The sequence below is a fragment of the Cytobacillus sp. FSL H8-0458 genome, from assembly GCF_038002165.1.
Taxonomy (GTDB): Bacteria; Bacillota; Bacilli; order Bacillales; family Cytobacillaceae; genus Cytobacillus.
The window spans coordinates 1,609,391-1,633,350 of sequence record NZ_JBBOBR010000001.1 but is presented as its reverse complement, the minus strand read 5'-3'; the positions used below and the strand labels follow the sequence as shown (position 1 = coordinate 1,633,350).

Here is a 23,960-nt window from a genome sequence, read left to right as displayed (position 1 = left end):
GGTATTTTACATCTTCATGAAGAATCTTAAAAGCTTAGCTGGAAATTTGGTAAAACTAGTCTAAATTCTGGAGGAATGAGTCTCATTTTTTATGAAAGTTGCACATAGATAAAGACGTTCAGAGATTATATATTTAATATGCAGAATTTTTTAAATAAATAGAATAATATTTAGTGAAGGAGGGTTGTTCTTATCGTTCGATCTATTTATACAGTATGCGCCCTATAGATGTTTTAAAGATCCTGTGCTTTTGAGTCTTGATTACAAAGGGGTTGTTAAATTTGAAAGAGAACCAGGTAGTTTGGGGTTCAAGAATCGGATTTATATTAGCAGCTATGGGAATGGCGGTGGGCACCGGGAATATTTGGAGGTTCCCGCGAATGGTTGCTGAACATGGCGGAGGTTCTTTCTTAATCGGCTGGGCCATTTTTTTATTTGTCTGGTCATTGCCGCTTATCATGGTTGAAATCTTCATAGGCAGAAAAACCAGAATGGGAACGATGGGGTCATTCGGAGAATTTATCGGCAAACAATTTGCCTGGTTTGGACCTATCATCACAATCGTTTTAGCCGGAATCACATTTTATTATTCTGTAGTAGTTGGCTGGACTTTTAAATATTTCATCTTAGCATTACAGGGAACTTTTGCAGAAAAAATTGACTCAGCTGCTCAGTGGGAAAACTTTACGAGCAATGCAGCAGAACCAGTTATTTATCATTTTGCTGCAGCTGCCCTTTGCGGACTTGTCGTTTTTATAGGGATTACAAAGGGAATTGAAAGAATGTCTAAAATCTTCCTGCCGCTTTTATTCCTCTTGCTCATCTTTACTGCTGTCCGTTCCATCACCTTGCCGGGTGCTATGGAAGGGCTTTCATATATGTTTACACCACAGTGGGAATATCTTGGGAAAGCATCAACCTGGCTCCAGGCATTATCACAATCCGCCTGGTCAGTGGGTGCCGGATGGGGATTATATGCAACTTATGCCATTTATACAAAAAAACGTGACGATATTGCCCAAAATTCATTAACAGCTGGCCTGGGAAACAACTCAGTCGAATTACTTGCCGGTTTAACTATCATACCCGCCATCTTTGCTTTAGCACCTTCACAGGAATATATTACCCAGGCTACAAGTTCAGGCAATACCGGCTTAACCTTTATTTATATGGTTGAATTGCTCAGTGTCATGCCGCAGACTTATTTCTTTGGCGTTGCATTTTTTGGAGCTTTGGCTTTTGCGGCTTTTACTTCATTGGTTGCAATGGTGGAATTAATAACCAGGAATCTATCAGACTATGGTATCCGCAGAAACAAAGCAATCCTGCTGACTGTTGTTTTGATTTTTTTAGGCGGAATCCCTTCAGCCATTAATATGAAAGTGTTTAATAACCAGGATTGGGTTTGGGGAGTTGCACTTCTGCTCTCATGCTTCCTGTATGCATACACTGCGATAAAATATGGTGTCGAAAAAATGCGTGATGAAATAAATGAAGTCAGCTTCATTAAGGTAAACAAATGGTGGGTTTATTCCATTAAATATCTAATACCAGCTCTGTTTGTCATAGTAACCGGATGGTGGCTATATCAGGGTGTGACTTGGTATCCGGACACTTGGTGGAAGCCGTTTGAAGAATTTAATGTTGGAACAATAATCCTTCAGCTCGGAATTACTTTCCTGCTTGCATTCGTGCTGCTCCGATTTAATAAAAGATTAAGAAGCTCTGTAAAAGAAGAAGGATTGAACGATCAAGAAGCTCCAATTTCTTCAAATACAGGCATCAAGGAGGAATTATAATGACTGCATCTGCAATAATTATGATGATCTTAACCTTGGGCTTATTCTGGGGGGGCTTTTCCTATATGGTTTATAGAACCCTTACAACAGACTATGATGACAAATAAAAAAACCGCTAGGCGCCCGCCTATCGGCGACAATCATATGTATAAGTGATTGGCTTAAGGCCTCGAGGTGATTGAGATTAGAGCCAGACAGTTAAAAAAGGTGCCGGGTACCATCATTTGATGGTTAACCTGGCACCTTTAAATTATTTATTCCGCATGAACATAATGTTTGCTTATTAAATACTTATTTACTTTCCTGCTTACAGCTATTCCGTTCTCTATTGCGCCGTCAATGAAGCCTGCCCAGCCATTTGCATAGGTTGTACCCCCTAAAAACACAGAACCTTCTGGTGTATTCCACTCTTCATGATAAGCAGTTAACTGTTTGGGTTTCAGCATAGGCCATGTTTCTTTTGAGAAATCGTCATTGACCCAGTCATGGCCTGTGCTTTCCAGTACTTGTATATCCGGAATCCAATATTTCAATGCCGCTTCTACCGCTTCCCTGTCGTTCGGATTCAGCTTTGCTGCACTTGGTCCAAAACCGACCAGGATGCTATTGCCATCAGCATACCGATCCAAATGAACTGAATTTAAAGGATAGCTGCCAGGAGCTAATGCATCGAATGCTTCTAACTCCCCTTTTACTTTTGCCCAGACTTTAACTCCTTTTGAGGTTTGTCCCTCTCTTGAAGATTCCCTTTTAGCTTCTGAAAGCGCTGGCTCGAACTCTATGTTATTCAGAGTCGTTAATGGCACTGTAACGATCACTGCCTTGGATTCATAACATTCTCCATCTGAAGTAAAGACTTTAGCAGCTCCATCTTTATGTTCTATTCGTCCAGCGATGGCAGATAACTTAATTTCAGCATTACTGTCAGCAGCAATTGCTTCGATTAACTTTCTGGTTCCATGTTTTAAGCGGTAACTGGAGACCATCGCACTGTGAGTATCCCAGTTTCCATTGGAAAAAGCCCACCAGCGAAATATCTGGGTAACCGCACCCTCTGCAGGATCACCGCAATAATCCGATGCAATCCACCCATGCAGCACATCGAATTCCTCTTCTGTTAAATTGATATCTTTTAAGAATTGCTCTCCAGATACATGATCCAACTTTCGAAAACTGTCAGTATGAAGGGGGTCAAATGGAAATGGCATGTGCTTGCTGCTTTCCTTCATGACCCTTTCAACAGTTGCTCTTAGCCTTTTCTTAAACTCAGCCGCTGGTGATGAAAACGTCTTTCCGCCTGTGATCCAATATACTTTTTCTGCTTTTGGCCCAGAGGCCAGTTCAAGCCCATATCTGGTAATTTCAGACCACACATGCGGCTGATGCCAATGAACATATGTGCCTCCCATTTCGAGATCTGAACCTAAACGGTGATCCACCCATGTTCTGCCGCCGAGTCTATCCCGCGCCTCCAGGACTAATACTTTTTTGCCCAGCATATTTAACTCCCTTGCAGCAGTTAATCCGGAAAATCCTGCGCCAATAATAATAACATCATAACTTTTTATATTCATTACCTTCATTCTCCCCTCAGTTCCATGAAATAAACTGCAGGGCCATAGAGGCCAACTGCAGTTGAATTTAGTTATATTTCATCCCTCACAGCCGGTGTTACATTTTCCGCATTAATAGCCAGCGTAATCTTTTTGCGTGTATACATGAAGTAATAATACACATAGCAAAGGGCTATAAATCCAAAGCCCCAATATAGAGAGGTTCTCTGTGTAGGATCAAAAGCCATAACTGCAAAAATGGCCAGACACATGACAATGCATAGGATCGGGATAAAGGGATATAAAGGCACCTTATATTGTAGATCCTCCACTTTCCCGCCATTTTTTGTATATTGTCTGCGGAACCCTATTTGTGCTGCGGCAATGGCCAGCCATGTAAGTGTGCCGCCTATTCCGCTGACAGCCAGCAGAACAACAAACAAAGTATCTGCTGCTACATAACTTGTTAATAGTGATAATAGTGCAAAACCAAGAGTCACTAAAAGGGCATATGAAGGAACACCCCGCTTATTCAGTTTTCCAAAAACTTTTGGAGCCATCCCTGTTTCTGAAAGCGAGTACATGATTCTTGTACATGCGTAGAGACCCGTGTTTCCGACTGATAAGATAGCCGTTAGGATAACAAAGTTCATAATATCTGCTGCATATGGAATGCCTACCATATCAAAAACGGTTACAAACGGACTTTCCAATACTCCGGCTTCTTGCCATGGAACAATAGCTGATAATACAAAGATAGCCAGAACATAGAACAGCAGAATTCGAAAAACGATAGTCCGAATGGCTCTTGGAATATTCTTTTCTGGCTCTTCCGTCTCTCCTGCAGCCACACCCATAATTTCCGAACCCTGAAATGCATAGATTACAGACATCATGGAAATGAAGACCCCAACCAGTCCTGCAGGGAATATACCATCCCCAATGAAATTGCTTAAATAAGGGGCAGGGGAGCTATCCATAGAAATAACGCCAAAAATTGCACCTAATCCGATAATGATAAATAAGATAACTGTCAGGACTTTAATACCCGCGAACCAATACTCTGTCTCAGCAAATGCTTTCGTTGTGAGTGAGTTGATAGAAAATAACAGGACTATAAAAATTGCACACCAAATCCATGTTTGAACATCCGGAAACCACCTTTTCATCAGCAATCCTGCAGCCACGAATTCAAGTCCGACATACATGGCCCAGCTCAGCCAATAGACCCAGCCGACAACAAATCCTGTTGCGGGACCAATAAACTTGGTCGCATGTGCCTGGAAGGAGCCTGAAACAGGCATAACAACTGATAATTCTCCGAGACAAACCATAGCCAGATACATTAGAAGACCGCCAACAAGGTACGCCATTATTGCACCTGCTGGCCCTGCCTCTCCTATTGCATACCCAGATCCTAGGAATAATCCTGTGCCGATAATCCCCCCTAATGACATCATAAATAAATGGCGGCTTTTCATTTGCCTTTTTAATTTTGATTGACTCATATTTTCACCCTGCTTTCAGATTAAAATAAATCTCTTTATTCGTAAGCGCTTACAAATTGGTGAAAAATGTTAGTCTGCGGCTGCAGCTGTTTCTATAGGAAGCGGCAGTACTTTTTCCAGATCTCTCTGAATCATTAAATGAAAATGGTGAACCAGATTTTCAGTAAGCGAGAATCTTCCTTGTGAATAAGCCCCTGTTTCGATCCCTTTTTGTACCATCTCACAAATATCAAGATCTTCTTTTCTGACAAGCTCATCCATTTTCATTAACTCTTTTTCTTCCTCTGTAACTTCATCACCCATAAAAAACGTTGTGTACACATATTTTGTAGTTTTAGCATCTATCGGTATGGACTGATGTATGGATAGATTAGGCGGCCCGGGATCGAAAGAAAACCATGTATTTGGATAAAGCCAATAATATCTCCCGCCCTGTCCCATCTCAAAGTCTAAATTTCTCCCCTTTAACGGTGTTCCCTGATAAGAATAATAATCGGACATGGTCATTTCGTATTGTTTCATATCCAGTTTTGAAACGAGTGTTTTGTGTACAATTGAACAATGATCACACTCAAGATAGTTGTCAATTCCTATTTTCCAATTTGAACGGCAGATGGTCTCTTTTACGGACACACGGTTTAAACTATCCAAATCGTATTTTGACACATGCTTGAAAAGATCAGGATATTGGATTTTCATTGAAACAGCATCAGGATTAAGATTCACAAAGATAAACGAATGCATAATTTCAAGTTTAATTGTTTTTAAGCAGAAATCCTGATGATCGAAATGATCGCACCCCTTCATATTCGGAGCACTGAGGAGCGAACCATCTGTCCGGTATGTCCAGGCATGATAGGGACAAGTAAAAACGGCCTTATTTCCTTCCCCTTCCACAAGCTTGGAAGCGCGATGAGAACATACATTATAAAACGCACGCAAGTCTCCGTCCTGTCCGCGGCTAATAATGATAGGACGGTCAGCAACCTCAGCCGTAAAATAGTCTCCCGGCCTGCTGACTTGACTCAAATGTCCTGCATACTGCCAAGTCTTTCTGAAAATTTCTCTTTTTTCTGCCTCCAAAACTTCTGGATCCGTATAGATCCACGATGGCAGTGTATGTGCTTCACTTAAGTCAGTACTGACTCTAACTTCTTTCACGATTTACTCACTCCCTTTTACAAATTACATCTAATAACACTGCTAACAGCGGTTAAACTTATTTTAAATTAAAAATATTCTGAATTATATGTTTAAATTGAACAAAAAATAGGGAATGTCAAAATACTATTTTTGGTTTTTTTGTCTAAAAAACTGCAGGCGCAAGCTCTGCAGTTCAATCCCTCAAATTTAATTGCTAATCATTAACTTGCATTAGAAACCGTTTTGTCCGTTCTTCCTTCGGGTTATTAAAAATGTCTTCAGAGCTTCCTTCCTCCACAATTACACCGCCATCCATGAAGATGACTCTGTCAGCTGCCTCTTTCGCAAATTTCATTTCATGTGTGACAACTACCATGGTCATGCCTTCATTTGCCAAATCTTTCATTACCTGGAGAACTTCCCTGACAAGTTCTGGGTCTAATGCCGAAGTAGGTTCATCATAAAGCATTACGGCAGGGTTCATTGACAGCGCTCGTGCTATTGCTACACGCTGCTGCTGTCCTCCTGATAGCTGTGAAGGATAATGGTGGCAGCGTTCTCCAAGTCCGACCTTTTCAAGGAGGGTCTGTGCTAATTCCGCTGCTTGTTCTTTCTCCATTCCCTGCACAACGATTGGACCTTCCATAACATTTTCAATTGCTGTTTTATGAGGAAACAAATTAAATTGCTGGAACACAAATCCAGTTCTTTTCCGGAGTTCTCTTATTTCATTTTTACGTGAACGATTTGGCTTGCCTCCTGCAGCAATTTTTTGAGAGCCAATCTGAATGGTGCCTTCAGTTGGTTCCTCTAAAAAGGTCAAACAGCGGAGGAGAGTGGATTTACCGGAACCGCTCGGCCCCATCAGGACAACAACTTCACTTTTATTTACAGATAGGTTTATACCATGAAGCACTTCCATTTCACCGAATTTCTTTTTTAAATTTTGTATTTGTATTACACTCATAATTGCCCCCAATCCTTCGATTTGCCAGATAAATTTTCATATAATGCTTTCCTCTTGTTATATGAATGCCAACTATTTCTGAAAACCCACTGGAATTATACGGCTACATGCTTAGAAGCGCGTTTTTCAAACCGATCCAATATTGCTGTAAAGAATGCAATCAAAACCCAGTAAAGTGCAGCTGCAACCAAGTAGATTGTCAGCGGCTCAAACGTTTTAGCTATTATTAAAGAAGACATTTGCAGCAGCTCTGTAACAGTAATGACAGATACAAGAGAAGTGTCCTTGATTAAAATAATAAAGGTATTTGACATGGTGGGTATGGCTACACGCAGGCTCTGTGGCAGTATAGTATGTCTCATGGCCTGGCTGTAGGTCATTCCCAGTGATACGGCTGCCTCCATCTGCCCCTTGTCAATTGATAGAATGGAAGCGCGAAATGATTCAGATAAATAAGCCCCAGCGTTTAAGCTTAATGCGAGAATTCCGGATGGAATGGGATCAAGTTCAATATTAATTTGCGGCAAACCATAATAAATGACAAAAATTTGTACCAGCAGCGGAGTTCCGCGAAAAATAGATACATATGCTTCAGCTGTTTTAACTAATACGGTAATTTTTGAAATTCGTGCCAAAGCTGTAAAAAAACCAAGAAAAAGTGCAATCACAATGGATATTACAGCTAAAAATATAGTCATCAAGGTTGCATATAATAATGGCGGCAAGGCTTCTATTACAATTAAAAAATCCATAAGCACTCCTCCCCTTTAACTATCTTCTTCCTCTGGTTATGCAAATATTAATCATTATACAAGGACTTCTTCTTTAAATCTTATTTTTATCCCTAATTCTCCCAATTGTTCCATGAATGGAGCAAAACGGTCTTTAATAATGAGCTCTTCTACTGAAACAATGCCCTTTTCGGAAATTTTTCCTTCTGCAATCCAATTAGCCAATAACATAGCAGGAAGAGCAGTAGTTTTAGCCATAGAGGTAATATTGCGTTCATGGTCATAAAAATCAACCATTTCCCAGGTGTATTTCGTTTGGACACCTGACTTCTTTCCGTTAACTTCAACGCGTAAGACAGTGATATCTTCTTTGGTCTTGCCTTGAAGCTTTGGAGCTAAGACTTTTTCAGAGAATGCACGCGGCCTGATTTGCGTTCCATTAATATCAATTGGTTCATCATCAAAGAAACCAAGCTGACTGAGGAATTGCATTCTTTCCCAATGCCCTTCATACCTTACCGTTTTTTCGTACAGTCTCTTCACTTTATCTTTTAACGTATAGGCGGTACTATGTGCATCTGTAATGACCGCTTCACACATGCCAACCGGGTCAGGAAAAGACATTTTCTCTAATCCAGACAATGCCGGAAGTTCAACCAGTTCGCCATTTTCAGCTGCTAATGCAGGCCTTGTATACAGGCCGAGTACGCTTTCAAGCCGGAACACGACTTGGTACCATAACGGCGGCTGGGGAAACCGCGGAATGCCTCCGCATGTCATAACTGCTTCGTCAGCCTCATCGAGCATTTCGATGCCTTGCGCTGCCAAAAAGTTAGTTATCCCCGGCGCAACACCACATCCTGGTACAATAACCACCCCAGCCTCTTTTGCTTTCTGGTCAAGCTTCACTTTTTCTTCATACTTGGATCCTACTAAATCTACTAAATGACATTTTTCTCTGATAGCAGCTTCAATGGCTAATGGACTTAATGAATGTGGCAGACAAGCAACAGCAATGTCCGCATCCTTTAAAACATTCTGTATATCTTCTATTGTTTCAAGAGACGCCTGTTTACCATACACCTTTTGGGTATTGGCTATTTCAACACACTTTTCCACACTGCTTTCATTCACGTCAACAGCAGTAACCGCCTCAATATCAGGAAACTTTGCCAATTCACATACTACAGTAGTGCCTATCATTCCAGTCCCTAAAACAACAGCCCGCATCATTTCTCCTCCTCTTAAATATTTCCCTTTAAAGTAAAGACAGGAGCAGAGACATTCCTGTCTTTAAGGGATAAATTCTTTAATTCTCTAATGGTTCCGTTCCAAACCACTTCTTATAAATTTCAGAATATGTTCCGTCTTCTTTCATATCTGCCAATATCTGATTGACTTCCTTAACAAAGTCATCATTATCTTTCTTAATGGCCATTCCGATTTCATCCTTATTAACAATGTCACTTGAAATCTTGAGCGGCAAATCATTTTCTTTAATGTTATAACTCATTAATAATTGATCGTTAATGATAACATCCAGACGTTTATTCATCAGATCAGCAATATAATCATTAACAGCCTTATATGTCTTTACATTCGCACCGTCCACACTGTTGGCAACTTCTTCAAAAGTAGTTCCCCCTCCGACACCGACATTTTTTCCTTTTATATCTTCTAATTCAGAAATTCCATCAGTATCTTCTCTTGTGATCAGGACTGAACCAGTCACAACATAAGGGTCGGTAAAGTCAACGCTTTTTTTCCGCTCTTCAGTTACCGTCATTTGGGCTATCACAATATCAAACTTATCCGATTTCAAACCGCCAATAAGGCTCTCCCATTTAGTAGCAACAAATTCAGTTTCAGCACCTAATCGCTTTGCTATTTCATTAGAAATATCAACATCAAAGCCGTCATATTTCTGATCGTCATTCAAAAAGTTAAAAGGAGGATATGTACCCTCAAATCCGACTTTCAGTACTTTAGACTCCTTAACCCGAGCTAACACACTGCCTGATTTGCTTTCACCTGATGTTTTGTTTCCTCCGCAGCCAGCCAGCATTCCAGCAATGATCAGAAAAACCAATGAAATCAAAAAGCCCTTCTTCATTCCGTCTCCCCCTTAATTTCAATATTTCAGAATGCTAGCACAGGCTGCAAAAATGTAAGTCTATTTTCTATACACTCTAAAATATTGTTGTTCAAAATTGTAGAACAATCTACAAGAATAGTGTAAACTTAGGTTATGTAATTGTCAATATTTTTTGAATATTTTAAATATTATTATATTAATATAAGATTTCCTTTTGCAGGAGAAGATTCTATTTCCGGAGGTATGTGTATGAAGAAGGTTTCCATGGAAGAAAACGTGTATAACCATATTAAAACAGCTATACTTGCAAGGAAATTAGCGCCTGGAAAACAGCTGGTGGAACATTATCTATCAAACTCTCTGGGTGTAAGCCGCACTCCCATCAGGAATGCAATCAAAAGATTATCAATGGAGGGTCTGGTAGATATAATCCCGAATAGAGGTGCTTTTGTTACGAATCCTACGAAAGAGGAAATGATACAAGCTTATGAATTGAGATCTAAATTAGAGTATATTGCAGTATGCCACGCAATGAATTTCTTAACTGAATCAGATTTCAGTGCCATTAAGAGAAATCTTGTAAATGAACAAGAGTCACTTTATAACCGAAACCCGGAAGACTATGTACAGTTTAATAAGGAATTTCATATCAGCATCACGCAAAAATGCGGCAATAAATTTCTGAACGAGTTTATTTTGAGGCTTATCACTCAGACGAATATCTATCTAATCCTTTTTGATGATTTTTTCTCAAACCCGAAACAAGAACCCTATAGTCCTGATGAACACAGCCATATACTTTCTCTTATTGAAGATAAGGATACAGAAAAATTAGAAATAGTGTTAGAGAATCATTTTAAACGTGCCATAACCAGCCTGGAAACTCATTATTACCGTTATAAAGAGTTTGATGAAATCTTTTAGGCAATCAAATAACTTATTGCTGATTTTGCGGATAACTTGAGAATATATGGTGTTTAGAAAGGAATGCAAAAAAATGAAAATCCTAGAAAATATCGCTCAGGACATTGTGGAAAAAACCAGTGAGATATTGGAGTATCCCATCAGCATTACCGATAATGAGGGATACATCATTGGTTCAACGGATCAAAGCAGAATCGGGATCTTTCATCGTCCTTCTCTTGAAGTAATAAATAAAAATACGACGGTGGTCTGCAGGAATGAAATAGAGAAAAAAATTCTCCCTGGTGTGTCTGCTCCTTTAAAGTTTAACAATAAAGTAATTGGTGTGCTTGGAATTGTGGGCAATCCCGCTGAGGTCGAGAAATATGTACAGCTTGTCAAAAATCAAGTTGAAATGATGTGCCAGGACGCTTTCCGGAAAGAAATGGTGGAGCTGAAAGAAAAAATGGCAGAAATGCTGGTTCATCAACTTATTCATTATAAAGATTCTGAACTAGAAGACAAAGAGCATATTTTCCAGTATGCGAAACTGCTCGATTTTGATCTCTCCGTCAATCGGACCTGTATTATAATTGATGTCACTAACCCTCTTTCAGGTGACCGGAACCTTTTTGGGGATCTTTCGTTTCAATACTTTCAAAAAGAAATGCTGAGCTTTTTAAAGTTAATCTTTCATGAAAATGACAATGATATCGTGTCTTTTCTGGATTTCAAACGTTTTATTATTTTTAAATCCATGCCCTTTTCTCAGTCATTTGCATCTTTCCTGGAAACTTTGGGTGAAAGGCTGGAAAAAATCAATTCGTTTCTTGATGCTAAATACAATGTTTCTGCAAAGATTGGTGTGGGAGATGTTCAAAATGGCCATAAAGGATACTATGAATCTTACCAAAATGCTATGAAAGCAATAAATGTTGGACTGGGATTTCAAGATCATCCCCAAATTTATTTGTATATTGAGCGAGAAGCCATGCTGAGTCTTTTGCCAAGAGAGCTTTCTCCTGCCTATAAGCAAAAACTCTTAAACTTGATATCTTCTTTAATAGAGCAAGATAATTATGAGGTATTATCGTCCACCTTTACGGGATTCTGCAAGTACAATATGAACTTGAGTGAAGCATCAAGAAATATGTTTATCCACCGGAACACTATCATTTATAGACTGGAAAAAATCAGCGAAATCACTTCCCTCAACACCAGCAGCTTTGAACATTGCATGCTTCTCTTTACTGCCATCAAATGCTATGAAGAAATGCAGGCATCATGCCGGTGAGACAGTACAAAAAACACCTTCAGTAAGAGCCTGGCTCCTACGAAGGTGTGTTATTAATAAATCGCATCTTCGATAATAAGGTCTTTCTCTGCAAAACGTTCCACTCTTAATGGAGATAAGTCCAGTGTTTCGTAATTTCCCGTCCGAATCAGCTCAGACAGGCACTTTCCGACTGCAGGAGCCTGCTGCATGCCATGTCCGCTGAAGCCAAAAGCAACATAGTAGCCTTTCATTGCCGGGTATTCACCTAGAATGGCATTATGGTCTTCCGTGTTAAAATCATACAGTCCTGACCAGCCTCTTTCGATCTTGGCATGCTCGAAGTTCTTGATCCGGTTTGCCAGCACAGGCCAGATGTGTTCTTCAAAAGCAGATCTTCTCCATTTAAAGTTGATTCCAGGCTCAATTTCCTCCGCATACCCGGATATAAATTTTTCCCCTTCATGCCGGAAATAAACACCTGTCGGGTCCATGGTTAATGGGAGATAGTTTTTAAGCGGCTCCTTAATATCAAATTGAAAAATTTGTCTCGGAAGCGGGACAACAGGAAGCGGCAGTCCGGCTTTATTTCCCAATATGGATGCCCAGGCCCCTGCACAATTCACCACCACGGGAGCATAATATTCCCGCCCATCAGCAAGTTTGATGCCCTTCACTTTCCCTGTTTCAGTAATCAAACTGTCCACTTCATCGTAAATATATTCTGCACCAAGCTTTTTGGCATATTTCACATAGCCCAGCATGACAGAATATGGATCTAAATAGCCGCTTTCACTGCAGTACAGGCCGCCGGCAATATCATCTATATTAAGTTCTGGGATAATATTTAATAAACTTTCCCCTTCTAGAAGCTGTGAATGTATGCCATTTTGATTTTGAAGCTTTAAGTGTTTTTCAAAACGGGACATCATTTGTTCAGTGGCTAAAAATAAGTAGCCCCTTTGCTTGAAATCAATCTCTGCCGCTTCCCCTTCAATGGACATGTCCTTTGAAAAGTCTTTATAAATCTGAAGGCTGTATTTGCTTAGCTGCATATTGATGACGGTAGTATACAGCTGCCTGAATCCTCCAGCACTTCTTGGCGTCGAAGCAAATTCATAAAGCCCATCTTTCTCAAAAACCACAATCTTCCCCGTGAATCCATCGTTTAACAAATTATAAGCAATGCTTGAACCTATGACTCCCCCGCCAATAATAATGATATCTGCATGGCTTGACAATTCGCTTCCCTTCCCTTCTTTCCAGCATTATATAGTTATAATGTTACTGATTAGAAGTCTGGGATGCTATGTGCAAATTACACGGAAAAAGAATATTTAGAAAATTTTTAATTGTGTATTTTCACAAGGGTTTTTACTTATTGAAGAAGAATCTATTAATAATTAGCGGAAAAAGGGTGATCCATTTGAGTTTTTTAAAAGAAATCTCGCAATTAATTGTAGATAACACCTCCAATATAATAGAATACCCTATTAGCATCAGCGACAATAAAGGCATTATCATTGGTTCCAGCGACACCGGCCGATTAGGAAGCTTTCATCAGGCTTCTCTTGAGATAGTGGAGCGAAAAACAACCATTGCTTATGAGGTAGACGAAGCAAAAAAACTCGATAACGTATTGCCGGGTGTAGCTGCGCCAATCATGATCAATCATGAACCAATTGGAGTTCTGGGGATTGTAGGGGAGCCTGCTGAAGTGTGGAAATATGCACAGCTGGTAAAAAGCCATGTGGAATTAATGTGCCATGAGTACCTAAAAAAAGAATTGAATGCGATTGAATCAAAAACCTTGGATAATTTAATCCGTTATCTCTTAAACTCTCAGAAGCAAGAGGATATGGAGTACAGCATAAGATATGCCAAAATGCTTGGATATAATTTGGAGTCTGATCATAATCGGATTTGCTTATTAATCCAATTCGAAATAGACCTGAATGCCAGCCATTTAGCCAAAGACGGACAGATTTCCGATAAGTATTCCTGGCCTTTCCTCCAAAATAATTTTTCTGAGATACTAAGCTACTATTTGGCGGATAGTAAAGAAGATATTCTTTCTCCGCTGACACTTGACCAATTTCTGCTGATTAAAGTTGTGAATAAGGAAGAATCTCATGACCTTTTTATCAAAAGACTGGAACATAAGATACAAAGATTACTGAGATATTTAGAAAACGAAAATAATTGTACAGCGAGCATCTCCATTGGCAGCTCAGAAAAAGGAGCACTTGGAATAAAAGTTTCCTACCAGGCAGCTTTACAGGCATTAACAGCTGGAAAACAATCAAACCGCTCTCCAAAAATTTTCTACTATAATGATTGGAACATTATTTTTGAACTGTTAGGAAACGGCTTAAATCAATATGTAAATGAGCGATTACGAGAAAAATTGGAGGATTTCATTAATCATGTGAATTTTCCAATCCTTGCCCAAACCTTCCTGGCTTATTGCAAATGCAGCATGAATATGAGCGAAACGGCACGTATGCTGTTTCTCCATCGGAACTCACTTGTATACCGCATGGAAAAAATAAATGAACTTACCTGTTTGGATATTTCAAGGTTTGATCACTGTATGATGTTATTTTTCGCGATTAAAAATTCAGGCGTACCTGATCCAGAGCTGCAGGTAACAAAAGACACACTGGCAGCGGAACTTACTCAAGGTTCTTCCCTTTCTACCAGATAAATTCACAATAATATTAAAAAGCAGCAAATAAAATTTGCCGCTTTTTTTCTTTCCCTGTCATTAACTTTTTAACACCTTGCGCACGACTAACTTAGACGCTCTTTCAATTTCTTGCAGATGTAATCGCCAACTTGCTCTGTCGTCGATTTACCCCCTAGGTCCGGAGTCAGCACTTCCTTCTCCTGCAGTACTTCTTCCATGGCATCAATGATGGCTTTTGCTGATTCTGCCTGCCCCAAGTGATCAAGCATCATACTTGTACACCAGATAGATGCAAGGGGATTTGCTATACCTTTACCGGCTATATCCGGTGCCGAGCCATGAACAGGTTCAAACATGGATGGATATTTCTTTTCAGGATTGATATTGGCAGAAGGTGCAATCCCCAAGCCTCCCACGATGGCTGCACCCAGGTCTGTTAGAATATCACCAAATAAATTGGAAGCTACAACAACATCCATCGTCTCTGGCTTGCTGACAAAAAAGGCTGCTAAGGCATCAATATGAACTGTATTGCTTGTCACTTGCGGATACTCCTGATTAATCCGTTCAACATATTCGTCCCAAAATGGCATCGTATGGTTAATGCCGTTCGACTTTGTAGCTGCAGTTACATGCTTCTTTTTCCCTTGCTTTTTGGCAAGATCAAACGCGTATCTTAGAACCCTTTCTACTCCCTTTCGCGTAAACACACTGGTTTGCATAGCCATATCAAGATCTGTTCCTTCGTACATTCTGCCTCCGATGCTAGAATACTCTCCTTCATTATTTTCTCTAATGACAATGAAATCGAGCTGTTCAGATGTTTTTCCCGCTAATGGAGAATCCAGGCCCTTTAAAAGCTTCACCGGACGCAGGTTGATATATTGTTCGAATTGACGCCTGATTGGCAGCAATAAGCCCCAAAGCGATACATGGTCGGGCACTCCCGGATATCCAACCGCCCCCAGAAAAATAGAATCGAAGTCTTTCAATTGTTCCAGACCGTCGTCCGGCATCATCTTGCCATGCTTAGCGTAATATTCACAGCTCCAATCAAACTCTTTGTAAGTTAAGGAGAATCCGCCATGAAGATCACATATGGCATCTAATACTTTCTTCCCTTCCCGAACAACATCCACTCCAATGCCGTCACCAGGAATCAGGGCGATTGAATAATGATCCATACTTGAGCTCCTATTCTATTATTTTTGAATTTAAAACTTCAGGATTTGCAAGAAATTCAGGTCTTTTTCCATTAAGTACATTAATTACATTTTTAGCAACGGTAGTGGACGTAATGAAATTACATTCAGCCGTTGTACCGCCTACATGGGGTGTTAGAACCACATTAGGCAATGAAAGCAGCGGAAGATCCCGGGCTGGCGGCTCCGGATCAAATACATCCAATCCAGCTCCTGCAATTTTCCCGTCTCTTAATGCCTCATATAAATCATCTTGATTTACAACCGCTCCCCGGGCTGTATTGATTAAATACGCGGATGGCTTCATGATAGAGAACAGCTTGTGATCAATTGAATATCTAGTTGAATCATTTAAGGGAATATGCAGAGATATAAAATCCGATTCCCGGAATACTTCTTCCAAGTCTGTATTAATTTTAATGCCGATTTCCTCAGCTAAGCCGTGTTTTTCTGGATGATACTCCCTCACCCAGGCAGTTACATCCATTTCAAAGCCAAGTTTTAACCGTTTAGCCGTTTCTTGAGCAATGTTTCCAAAACCAATCAGGCCAGCTTTTTTGCCCTTCAGCTCATGAGGAATAAGATAATTTCGCGAATTATAATCTCCCTTTCTCATCTTGTCGTGCAGCGGAATAACAGACTTAGCCAGTGCCATTACAAGCATGACTGCATGTTCAGCTGTTGATACTTTATTGACAGACGGTGCATGCAGGACGGGAATCCCCTTCTGTGTTGCATATTCCACATCAATATTATCAAGCCCGACTCCTGCACCGGAAATGACTTTCAAGTGAGGATTTGCATCAATCACTTCTTTAGTAATTCGAGCAGGTGCTCTCAAAACAATGCCGTCTGCTCCCTTCACCATCTCGCATAAATGGTCTGGGCTGTAATTGTCTGTTTGAATCACTTCTGCACCTTCACGCAGAAGCTTTTCTCCTTCTGAATGATACATTGGAAGTATTTGCAAAACTCGCGGTATACGCATGTAATATTCCCTCCAGCACTTTATACTCGCAGATTTTCAACGATCGTTGCGATACCCTGACCGCCGCCAATACAAGCGGTGATTAAACCATAGCGGCCGCCTCTTCTTTCAAGCTCATTCATGATTTTGACAGTCAAGATGGCTCCGGTTCCTCCAATTGGATGCCCTAAAGCAATAGCACCGCCATTAACATTTAATTTACTTCTGTCTATATTCAGCTCTTTGACAACAGCCAGTGCTTGAGCAGCAAAGGCTTCATTCAGCTCTATCAGGTCAATATCATCAAGAGTCAGCCCTGCCAGCTTAAGCGCCTTCATGACAGCCGGGACTGGGCCAATACCCATAATTTCCGGTGATACCCCGGCAGCTGCTTGTGCAATAATCTTCAGGCGAGGTCTAAGGCCTCTGCTAAAGGCTTCTTCCTCAGCCATCATCACCAATGCTGCAGCTCCATCATTGCGTCCGCTCGCATTTCCTGCTGTAACAGTGCCGCCTTGCTTAAACACAGCCTTTAAAGAAGCAAGCTTTTCAAGACTCGTTAAGCGTGGATGCTCATCTGTATCAAAAACAATCTTTTCTTTTTTCATTTTCACTTCATATGGAATGATTTCCTCTTTAAACGTCCCCTGCTGAATAGCGGCAGCAGCTTTTTGCTGGCTTTCAAGAGCAAATTCATCCTGTTCTTCTCTGCTGATATGATATTTTTCAGCGAGGTTCTCAGCTGTCAGTCCCATTGTCAGGTTACCGTATACTTCAATCGGCTGTGCCCTTGGCTGGCTTTCTGTATTCGGGTCCACAATTTCTGCATTTCCTGCACCATATCCATATCTTGCATTTCTTAGATAATAGGGAGCCGTACTCATACTTTCCCCGCCGCCGGCAAGCACAATGTCTGATAATCCGCACTGAATCTGCTGTGCTGCGTTATTGATCGCCTGCAATCCTGATCCGCACTGGCGGTGAACGGTGTATCCCGGCACCTCGACAGGAAGGCCGGCTCTTAAAGCTGCCAGCCTGGCTAAATTGGGGACATCTGAACTTTGTTTCGCATGGCCCCAAACCACTTCATTCACTTCTGACCCTTCCAGCCGGCTTCTTTCAAGCGCTCCTCTCATTACTTTTTCTGAAAGAAAATCAACCTCTATATCCTTGAGTGTACCGCCCATCCGTCCAATGGCAGTTCGAACACCATCAATTATAACTGCGTTTCTCATGGTTTCCCCCTTGATAGATGTGGTGTAATTTATATGAAAATTATTTATCGACTGTTCACAGGCAATTTTTTATGAAATTCCCGGTTCAGTTCGCTGGCAATAATGTTTTTTTGAATTTGGCTGGTACCTTCATAAATTTTCGTAATTCTCGCGTCCCGGTAAAAGCGTTCAATTGGATAATCCTTCATATACCCGATGCCGCCGTGTATTTGGACAGCTAAATCAGCCACGCGATTATATACCTCAGATCCATATAACTTTGCCATGGCTGCTTCTTTGACTACCCTCTTTCCCTGGTCAGCCATCCAGGCTACCCGATAAGTCATGGAACGGAGCACTTCAATTTCCAATGCCATATCAGAAAGCATGTGCTGAACAGCTTGCTGTTCAAAAATCGGTTTGCCAAACTGTTCCCGCTGCATAGCATAGCTCATGCTGAGTTCAAGCAGCTTTTCACATGAACCCAGATTTCTGGCTGCAAGCCCGGCTCTGCCATTTGCGAGAATTTTCAATGCGTTCACATATCCTCTGCCTTCTTCTCCAAGAACATTTTCTGCAGGCACCTCGCAATTTTCAAAGAAAAGTTCAGCTGAATGGGAACCGCGAAGGCCCATTTTCCGCTCTACTGCACCAACGATAAATCCAGGAAAGTCTTTTTCCACAATAAATGAAGTGATTCCTTTTGCCCCTTTACTCGGATCGGTGACAGCCATCACCGTAAAAACATTTCCGCAGACCGCATTCGTAATATAATGTTTGGATCCATTTAATATATATTTATCTCCCTTTTTCTCTGCCTTCGTCTTCAGATTCGAGGCATTAGAACCTGCACTCGGCTCCGTCAGCGCAAATGCGCCAATCCATTCACCGCTTGCCATTTTAGGAAGATATTTTTCCTTTTGTTCCTTTGTTCCCAGCTCGACAATTCCCGCCGTACCGATGCCAGTATGGGCGCCGATTAACGTTGTGTATCCATTATGGGTTTTTCCCAGTTCTTCATAAATAGCACATTTCCCAACCCAGTTTAGACCCAAGCCGCCATATTCCTCTGGTATACTTAATCCGAATAGTCCCATTTCCTTGGAACTCTCAACGATATGGCTTGGGATTTCATCATTCTCCTCAATTTCCATCGCCACCCGCTCTACTTCTCCCTGCACATAGTCTCCAACTGCTTTTTTTAGAAGCTGAATGTCCTCTGAAAATGTAAAATCCATCACTTTTTCCCCCTAATTGTTGGATTGGTTATTTACCTTTAAATTGTGGTGTTCTTTTCTCCAAAAAGGCTTGTGTTCCTTCCAATTTATCTTCCGAGCCGATTAAGATAGTCTGGGCAAGCTTTTCCAAATAAAGCGCCGTTTCCATTTCCATGTCTGCTCCGCGATTAACGGCTGCCTTCGCCATTCTTAAAGCGAGGGGTCCTTTTACACTAATTCTTCGGGCATATCCTTTTGCCGTTTCTATCAGCTCCTCCTGCGGAACGGCTTTGCTGATCATATTCAATCTTTCCGCTTCTGCAGCAGTAATGACATCACCAGTTAAGATCAGTTCCATTGCTTTGCCTTTTCCAATAATTCTGGACAGGCGCTGAGTTCCGCCTGCCCCAGGCATAATTCCTAATCCCACTTCAGGAAGGCCAACCTTAGCATTTAATGAAGCTACACGGATATCACAGGCTAGTGCAAGCTCCAATCCCCCTCCTAAAGCATATCCATTTATTGCAGCTATGGTCGGCTTTTCATAGTCCTCAATTTTCCGGTAAGTTGCAGTCATATTTGGCTTAAGAGCATCGATCATGGTCCTTTTGCTTAGCTGGCTTATGTCTGCACCAGCGGCAAAGGATTTTTCACCTGCACCTGAAAAAATGATGACGCGGATATCTTCATCGTCTCTCATTTTATCCAGTGCTGTTTCTATTTCCAGGAGAGTATCAATATTTAAGGCGTTTCTCAATTCCGGACGATTAATAATGATAAAACCAATACCTTCTTCAGCACGGACTAAAATATTATTAAAATCCATATTTAACACCTTTCTATTAAACAGGCATTTTCTTCAGATTTTCTGAAATGATAAATGCGGCATCTGTCAAATTTCTAATTTCATCAATAGAGCTGGACTCAGATATTTCTTCGAGATATAATTGTCCATTGGTTATTTTGAATACTGCTTTTTCTGTCACGATCATTTCCGCTTTTCGTATCCCGCTTGCAGGGTAAGTTAGGGATTTAACAATTTTCGGAAGATGATCTTTAGTTACATGGGTGATGGCTATAATAATCTTTTTAGCACTCGCCACTAAGTCCATAGCACCGCCAACTCCCAAAATATCCTGACCAGGGACTGCCCAGTTCGCTATTTCTCCTGATCCGCTTACTTGAAGTGCACCTAAAACAGCCACATCAATATGGCCTCCGCGAATCATGACAAACGAGTCAGAACTTGAGAAAATGGAGGCGCCTATTCCCAATGAAATCGGATGTTTGCTGGCACTTATCAAATCCATATCAATTTCTTCCTCAGGTGGAGTAGGGCCCATTCCCAGCAGCCCGTTTTCTGATTGCAGATACACTTTGCTTTCAGGCTTTAAATAGTTTTGTATTAAGGTAGGTATTCCTACACCGAGATTGACAACAGAGCCTTCCGGGAGCTCCATGGCAATTCTTTTTGCAATTCTCACTTTATCTGTATCCAGTTTTTTGCCGGCAACGCTCAACATACTCACCCCCTATTTTTTCATAGCGATCATTTATTACGACCATATCAACAAAGGAATGCGGGGTAACTATCTTTTCAGGATCAAGAGTACCTGCTTCAACTATCTCATCCACCTCGGCAATAACCAGTTTGGCAGCCGTTGCCATCATCGGATTAAAATTCCGGGCTGTTTTTGAATAAATGAGATTTCCAAGTGTATCCGCTTTTTCAGCTTTTATAAGAGCCACATTTGCTTTTAAGCCTCTTATGAAGATATACCTTTCCCCATCAAAAGTGCGTTCTTCTTTCCCATCTGCCAGCTTGGTACCGACAGCCGTTTTGGTATAAAAACCTGCAATTCCGGCACCTCCTGCGCGAATCGCCTCAGCAAGAGTACCCTGAGGAATGAGTTCAATCTCCAGTTCGCCGTTTTTCCATGCTTTTACCGCATCGCGATTCGATGTAAAATACGAACCAACTGCTTTTTTAACATGATTAGAGATTAATAGTTTTCCTAAGCCTTTGCCTGCTTCCCCTAAATTATTGCTGATGATCGTTAATTCTCGGGTATGATCTGTTTCTGTAATGGTGTCTATCAGTGTAAAAGGAGTGCCGCAAAGACCGAAACCTCCTACTAATACACTGTCTCCCCGCTGAATAAACTGAACGGCTTCTTCTGCTGAAACAAGCTTTTCACAGTTGTTGGTGTTGTTCATATTACCGGCCTCCAATTCGGTCCAATGCTAAACTTCATATTCGTAAAATCCGCGTCCTGATTTGCGCCCGAGTCTACCGGCTTTAACATACTTAATCAGGAGCGGACAAGGACGATATTTTTCACCCAGGGTTTTATGCAAATACTCCATGTTTCTCAGTCTCGTATCCAAACCAACCAAATCAGCGAGCGCCAAGGGACCCATTGGATGATTCAGACCAAGCTTCATTGCTTTATCAATATCCTCTGCAGAGGCAACACCCTCCATAAGAAGATTCATCGCCTCATTGCCGATCAGACAATTCATCCGGCTGGTAACAAATCCAGGAAACTCGTTAACTTCTACTGTTTCCTTGTTCAGCTTCCTGCCTATTTCCTTAGCTTTATCTACAGTCTCGTCTGAAGTCTGTAAACCTCTAATAATTTCAATAAGCTTCATTTTGTGAACAGGGTTAAAAAAGTGCATGGCAATACATTTTTCCGGTCTGGATGTTTGTGCGGCAATCTCTGTGGGGCTCATGGTGGAAGTGTTGGTTGCGAGAATCGTATGCTCCGGACAATATTGATCAAGCTGTTTAAAAATGTCGATCTTTAACTCCATCATTTCAAAAACAGCTTCAATAACTACATCAGCATTTTCTGCAGCCGTTTTTAAATCAGTTGTAAATTCTAGACTGCTGAGAGCAGCTGTTACCTGATCATGGTTCAAGTAGCCTTTTTCAGCGCTTTTTCTCATTTCTGTTTCAATATAACTTTTTGCTTTATCCAGATTCTCTTCGTTTACGTCATGTAAAAAGACGTGAAAGCCCCCAAGTGCTGCTGCATAAGCGATTCCTCTGCCCATTACACCGGAACCTACAACTGTTAACGTTTCCATGCTAAATTGCTCCTTTTGCAAAAATATGGTGGTTTCCATCATAATTCTTTTTGTTTTATATTAAAAAAAGGAGTTTAAAAACTTCTTAAACTCCTCTTCTATCATCACTTTCTAATAACAAATTAATAATTATCAATCTGCGCTCTCTGCAGCTTCCCGCTGTAATCCACATAAATGGATTTCCATTCTGTATAGACATCCAGTGAAGCTACACCGGAATCCCTATGGCCATTGCCCGTTCCTTTCGTTCCGCCAAATGGAAGGTGAATTTCCGCTCCGGTTGTTCCTGCATTAACATAAACAATACCAGTATCCAAATCTCTCATAGCCTCGAATGCCTGATTGACATTTTGTGTATAAATGGCGCTGGAAAGACCGAATTCTACCATATTATTAATTTCAATGGCTTCTTCCATACTTTGAATTGGTATAATGGAAACGACTGGCCCAAAGATTTCTTCCATGGCGATTCTCATATTCGGTTTTACATCTGTGAAAATGGTCGGTAAGTAGAAGTTTCCTTTGTCCAAACCATCACCATTGGCAATTTTACCGCCAGCAAGCAGCTTTGCTCCCTCTTCCTGGCCTATTTTCACATACTCATCGATTCTTTCAAGGGAAGAACGATTAATGACAGGTCCAACTTTAACTGTTTCATCCATCCCATTGCCAAGCTTCAGTTCTCCAATGCGATCCAGCAGCTTTCCTTCAAGTTCTTCTTTTACATCTTTGTGCACCAGGACACGGCTTGTAGCGGTACATCTTTGGCCGCTGGTTCCAAAAGCCCCCCAAAGGATTCCTTCTACAGCAAGATCAAGGTCTGCATCCTCAAGCACCGTAATGGCATTCTTCCCGCCCATTTCAAGAGAAGTACGCTTTAATAGAGCTCCTGCTTTGCCATTGATATCTCTGCCAACTTCATTCGATCCTGTAAAAGAAATTAAATCGATGTCCGGATGTTCAACCATTGCATTTCCAACTACACTTCCCGATCCATGAACAAGGTTAATTAAGCCTTTTGGCAGACCTGCCTCTTCATAAATTTTCACAAACTCAGCTGCAAGAATTGGCGTTTCAGTTGCCGGCTTCCATACAATTGCATTTCCCGTTACAAGAGCAGGAAGCGACTTCCATGAAGCAATCGCGATTGGGAAATTCCATGGAGTGATCAATCCTGCCACTCCAACAGGCACCCTGACACTCATGGCAAATTTATTGCGAAGCTCAGACGGAACTGTATCTCCAAACATCCTGCGCCCTTCGCCTGCCATGTAGTACGCCATATCAATCGCTTCCTGTACTTCTCCCCGGCCTTCGTCAATCACTTTTCCCATTTCACTCGTAAGGATTTGAGCCAAGTCTTCTTTTCTTTCTTTCAGTAAAAAAGCAACCTGATAGAGAATTTCAGCACGCTCGGGGGCTGGCACTAATCGCCAGGATTTTTGAGCGGTTTTCGCAGCTTCTACAGCTCTGTCAACATCTTCTTTTGCTGACTGTGTTACTTCAGCAAGGACTTCACCTGTTGCAGGATTTAAAACAGAAGCAGTTTTGCCAGTTGACGATTCACACCATTCACCATTAATAAAATTTAATACTTTCTTCATTT

General features: G+C 41.1%; 22 protein-coding genes. 5 read left to right on the top strand and 17 right to left on the bottom strand.

The window, feature by feature from the left end:
- Positions 1–281 precede the first annotated feature (281 nt).
- On the top strand, positions 282–1,799 hold the full coding sequence (locus NYE23_RS07825) for a sodium-dependent transporter (protein WP_341076824.1): 1,518 nt from the start codon (positions 282–284) through the stop codon (positions 1,797–1,799).
- Complete coding sequence (locus NYE23_RS07820; RefSeq protein WP_156185133.1) at positions 1,799–1,906, top strand: MetS family NSS transporter small subunit; 108 nt, start codon at positions 1,799–1,801, stop codon at positions 1,904–1,906. Before NYE23_RS07825 ends, NYE23_RS07820 begins: the two co-directional genes overlap by 1 nt.
- Before the next feature lie 147 nt (positions 1,907–2,053).
- Here NYE23_RS07820 and NYE23_RS07815 read toward each other — a convergent pair whose 3' ends face one another.
- The 7 genes from NYE23_RS07815 to NYE23_RS07785 form a co-directional block, all read right to left on the bottom strand.
- Positions 2,054–3,373 (bottom strand): flavin monoamine oxidase family protein, encoded by a 1,320-nt coding sequence (locus tag NYE23_RS07815; RefSeq protein WP_341076819.1) that lies wholly within the window; start codon positions 3,371–3,373, stop codon positions 2,054–2,056.
- Between the two features lie 71 nt (positions 3,374–3,444).
- Positions 3,445–4,860: an amino acid permease gene (locus tag NYE23_RS07810; protein ID WP_341076817.1), complete on the bottom strand. Its 1,416-nt coding sequence runs from the start codon at positions 4,858–4,860 to the stop codon at positions 3,445–3,447.
- Between the two features lie 69 nt (positions 4,861–4,929).
- Complete coding sequence (locus tag NYE23_RS07805) at positions 4,930–6,021, bottom strand: aromatic ring-hydroxylating oxygenase subunit alpha (RefSeq protein WP_341076816.1); 1,092 nt, start codon at positions 6,019–6,021, stop codon at positions 4,930–4,932.
- Positions 6,022–6,217: 196 nt separating this feature from the next.
- Positions 6,218–6,970 (bottom strand): amino acid ABC transporter ATP-binding protein, encoded by a 753-nt coding sequence (locus NYE23_RS07800; RefSeq protein ID WP_341076814.1) that lies wholly within the window; start codon positions 6,968–6,970, stop codon positions 6,218–6,220.
- Between the two features lie 95 nt (positions 6,971–7,065).
- Entirely contained in the window at positions 7,066–7,722 is a 657-nt protein-coding gene (locus NYE23_RS07795) for an amino acid ABC transporter permease (RefSeq protein WP_197249749.1), read from the bottom strand.
- A 54-nt stretch (positions 7,723–7,776) separates the two neighbouring features.
- Positions 7,777–8,931, bottom strand: a complete 1,155-nt coding sequence (locus NYE23_RS07790) for a saccharopine dehydrogenase family protein (protein WP_341080646.1) — start codon at positions 8,929–8,931, stop codon at positions 7,777–7,779.
- A 79-nt stretch (positions 8,932–9,010) separates the two neighbouring features.
- Complete coding sequence (locus NYE23_RS07785; protein ID WP_341076809.1) at positions 9,011–9,814, bottom strand: transporter substrate-binding domain-containing protein; 804 nt, start codon at positions 9,812–9,814, stop codon at positions 9,011–9,013.
- A 231-nt stretch (positions 9,815–10,045) separates the two neighbouring features.
- Between NYE23_RS07785 and NYE23_RS07780 the strand changes: the two genes are divergently transcribed.
- The gene (locus NYE23_RS07780; RefSeq protein WP_341076807.1) at positions 10,046–10,720 is read left to right on the top strand and encodes a GntR family transcriptional regulator; all 675 of its coding nucleotides are present in this window, start codon (positions 10,046–10,048) and stop codon (positions 10,718–10,720) included.
- A 73-nt stretch (positions 10,721–10,793) separates the two neighbouring features.
- Positions 10,794–11,993, top strand: a complete 1,200-nt coding sequence (locus tag NYE23_RS07775) for a CdaR family transcriptional regulator (RefSeq protein WP_341076806.1) — start codon at positions 10,794–10,796, stop codon at positions 11,991–11,993.
- 53 nt (positions 11,994–12,046) lie between these two features.
- Here the strand turns inward: NYE23_RS07775 and NYE23_RS07770 are convergent, their stop codons facing one another.
- On the bottom strand, positions 12,047–13,213 hold the full coding sequence (locus NYE23_RS07770) for an NAD(P)/FAD-dependent oxidoreductase (protein WP_341076803.1): 1,167 nt from the start codon (positions 13,211–13,213) through the stop codon (positions 12,047–12,049).
- A 185-nt stretch (positions 13,214–13,398) separates the two neighbouring features.
- On the opposite strand from NYE23_RS07770, the gene NYE23_RS07765 reads away from it, so the two are divergent.
- Positions 13,399–14,679, top strand: a complete 1,281-nt coding sequence (locus tag NYE23_RS07765) for a CdaR family transcriptional regulator (RefSeq protein WP_341076802.1) — start codon at positions 13,399–13,401, stop codon at positions 14,677–14,679.
- A gap of 86 nt (positions 14,680–14,765) precedes the next feature.
- On the opposite strand, the gene NYE23_RS07760 is transcribed toward NYE23_RS07765, so the two are convergent.
- The 9 genes from NYE23_RS07760 to NYE23_RS07720 all read right to left on the bottom strand — a co-directional run bounded on the left by NYE23_RS07760 (position 14,766) and on the right by NYE23_RS07720 (position 23,958).
- Positions 14,766–15,845 (bottom strand): tartrate dehydrogenase, encoded by a 1,080-nt coding sequence (locus NYE23_RS07760; protein ID WP_341076801.1) that lies wholly within the window; start codon positions 15,843–15,845, stop codon positions 14,766–14,768.
- 10 nt (positions 15,846–15,855) lie between these two features.
- Positions 15,856–16,851 carry a hydroxyacid dehydrogenase gene (locus tag NYE23_RS07755; protein ID WP_341076800.1) on the bottom strand — a complete coding sequence of 332 codons (996 nt, stop codon included), beginning with the start codon at positions 16,849–16,851 and terminating at the stop codon, positions 15,856–15,858.
- 20 nt (positions 16,852–16,871) lie between these two features.
- On the bottom strand, positions 16,872–18,065 hold the full coding sequence (locus tag NYE23_RS07750; protein WP_341076798.1) for a thiolase family protein: 1,194 nt from the start codon (positions 18,063–18,065) through the stop codon (positions 16,872–16,874).
- 44 nt (positions 18,066–18,109) lie between these two features.
- Positions 18,110–19,282 (bottom strand): acyl-CoA dehydrogenase family protein, encoded by a 1,173-nt coding sequence (locus NYE23_RS07745; protein WP_341076796.1) that lies wholly within the window; start codon positions 19,280–19,282, stop codon positions 18,110–18,112.
- A gap of 28 nt (positions 19,283–19,310) precedes the next feature.
- Positions 19,311–20,087, bottom strand: coding sequence for an enoyl-CoA hydratase/isomerase family protein (locus NYE23_RS07740; RefSeq protein ID WP_341076794.1), 777 nt, complete (start codon positions 20,085–20,087; stop codon positions 19,311–19,313).
- A 16-nt stretch (positions 20,088–20,103) separates the two neighbouring features.
- Complete coding sequence (locus tag NYE23_RS07735) at positions 20,104–20,784, bottom strand: 3-oxoacid CoA-transferase subunit B (protein WP_341076792.1); 681 nt, start codon at positions 20,782–20,784, stop codon at positions 20,104–20,106.
- Complete coding sequence (locus tag NYE23_RS07730) at positions 20,747–21,478, bottom strand: CoA transferase subunit A (protein ID WP_341076790.1); 732 nt, start codon at positions 21,476–21,478, stop codon at positions 20,747–20,749. Before NYE23_RS07730 ends, NYE23_RS07735 begins: the two co-directional genes overlap by 38 nt.
- A gap of 27 nt (positions 21,479–21,505) precedes the next feature.
- The gene (locus NYE23_RS07725) at positions 21,506–22,354 is read right to left on the bottom strand and encodes a 3-hydroxyacyl-CoA dehydrogenase (RefSeq protein WP_341076789.1); all 849 of its coding nucleotides are present in this window, start codon (positions 22,352–22,354) and stop codon (positions 21,506–21,508) included.
- A 122-nt stretch (positions 22,355–22,476) separates the two neighbouring features.
- On the bottom strand, positions 22,477–23,958 hold the full coding sequence (locus NYE23_RS07720) for an aldehyde dehydrogenase family protein (RefSeq protein ID WP_341076787.1): 1,482 nt from the start codon (positions 23,956–23,958) through the stop codon (positions 22,477–22,479).
- Between the last annotated feature and the right edge of the window lie 2 nt (positions 23,959–23,960).

Coding starts and splice junctions, on each gene's coding strand:
- NYE23_RS07745 (WP_341076796.1), bottom strand. CDS start 19,282: ATGGATTTTACATTTTCAGAGGACATTCAGCTTCTAAAAAAAGCAGTT.
- NYE23_RS07725 (WP_341076789.1), bottom strand. CDS start 22,354: ATGGAAACGTTAACAGTTGTAGGTTCCGGTGTAATGGGCAGAGGAATC.
- NYE23_RS07785 (WP_341076809.1), bottom strand. CDS start 9,814: ATGAAGAAGGGCTTTTTGATTTCATTGGTTTTTCTGATCATTGCTGGA.
- NYE23_RS07810 (WP_341076817.1), bottom strand. CDS start 4,860: ATGAGTCAATCAAAATTAAAAAGGCAAATGAAAAGCCGCCATTTATTT.
- NYE23_RS07755 (WP_341076800.1), bottom strand. CDS start 16,851: ATGCGTATACCGCGAGTTTTGCAAATACTTCCAATGTATCATTCAGAA.
- NYE23_RS07780 (WP_341076807.1), top strand. CDS start 10,046: ATGAAGAAGGTTTCCATGGAAGAAAACGTGTATAACCATATTAAAACA.
- NYE23_RS07740 (WP_341076794.1), bottom strand. CDS start 20,087: ATGGATTTTAATAATATTTTAGTCCGTGCTGAAGAAGGTATTGGTTTT.
- NYE23_RS07750 (WP_341076798.1), bottom strand. CDS start 18,065: ATGAGAAACGCAGTTATAATTGATGGTGTTCGAACTGCCATTGGACGG.
- NYE23_RS07815 (WP_341076819.1), bottom strand. CDS start 3,373: ATGAATATAAAAAGTTATGATGTTATTATTATTGGCGCAGGATTTTCC.
- NYE23_RS07820 (WP_156185133.1), top strand. CDS start 1,799: ATGACTGCATCTGCAATAATTATGATGATCTTAACCTTGGGCTTATTC.
- NYE23_RS07795 (WP_197249749.1), bottom strand. CDS start 7,722: ATGGATTTTTTAATTGTAATAGAAGCCTTGCCGCCATTATTATATGCA.
- NYE23_RS07730 (WP_341076790.1), bottom strand. CDS start 21,478: ATGAACAACACCAACAACTGTGAAAAGCTTGTTTCAGCAGAAGAAGCC.
- NYE23_RS07720 (WP_341076787.1), bottom strand. CDS start 23,958: ATGAAGAAAGTATTAAATTTTATTAATGGTGAATGGTGTGAATCGTCA.
- NYE23_RS07760 (WP_341076801.1), bottom strand. CDS start 15,845: ATGGATCATTATTCAATCGCCCTGATTCCTGGTGACGGCATTGGAGTG.
- NYE23_RS07790 (WP_341080646.1), bottom strand. CDS start 8,931: ATGCGGGCTGTTGTTTTAGGGACTGGAATGATAGGCACTACTGTAGTA.
- NYE23_RS07735 (WP_341076792.1), bottom strand. CDS start 20,784: ATGTTGAGCGTTGCCGGCAAAAAACTGGATACAGATAAAGTGAGAATT.
- NYE23_RS07775 (WP_341076806.1), top strand. CDS start 10,794: ATGAAAATCCTAGAAAATATCGCTCAGGACATTGTGGAAAAAACCAGT.
- NYE23_RS07800 (WP_341076814.1), bottom strand. CDS start 6,970: ATGAGTGTAATACAAATACAAAATTTAAAAAAGAAATTCGGTGAAATG.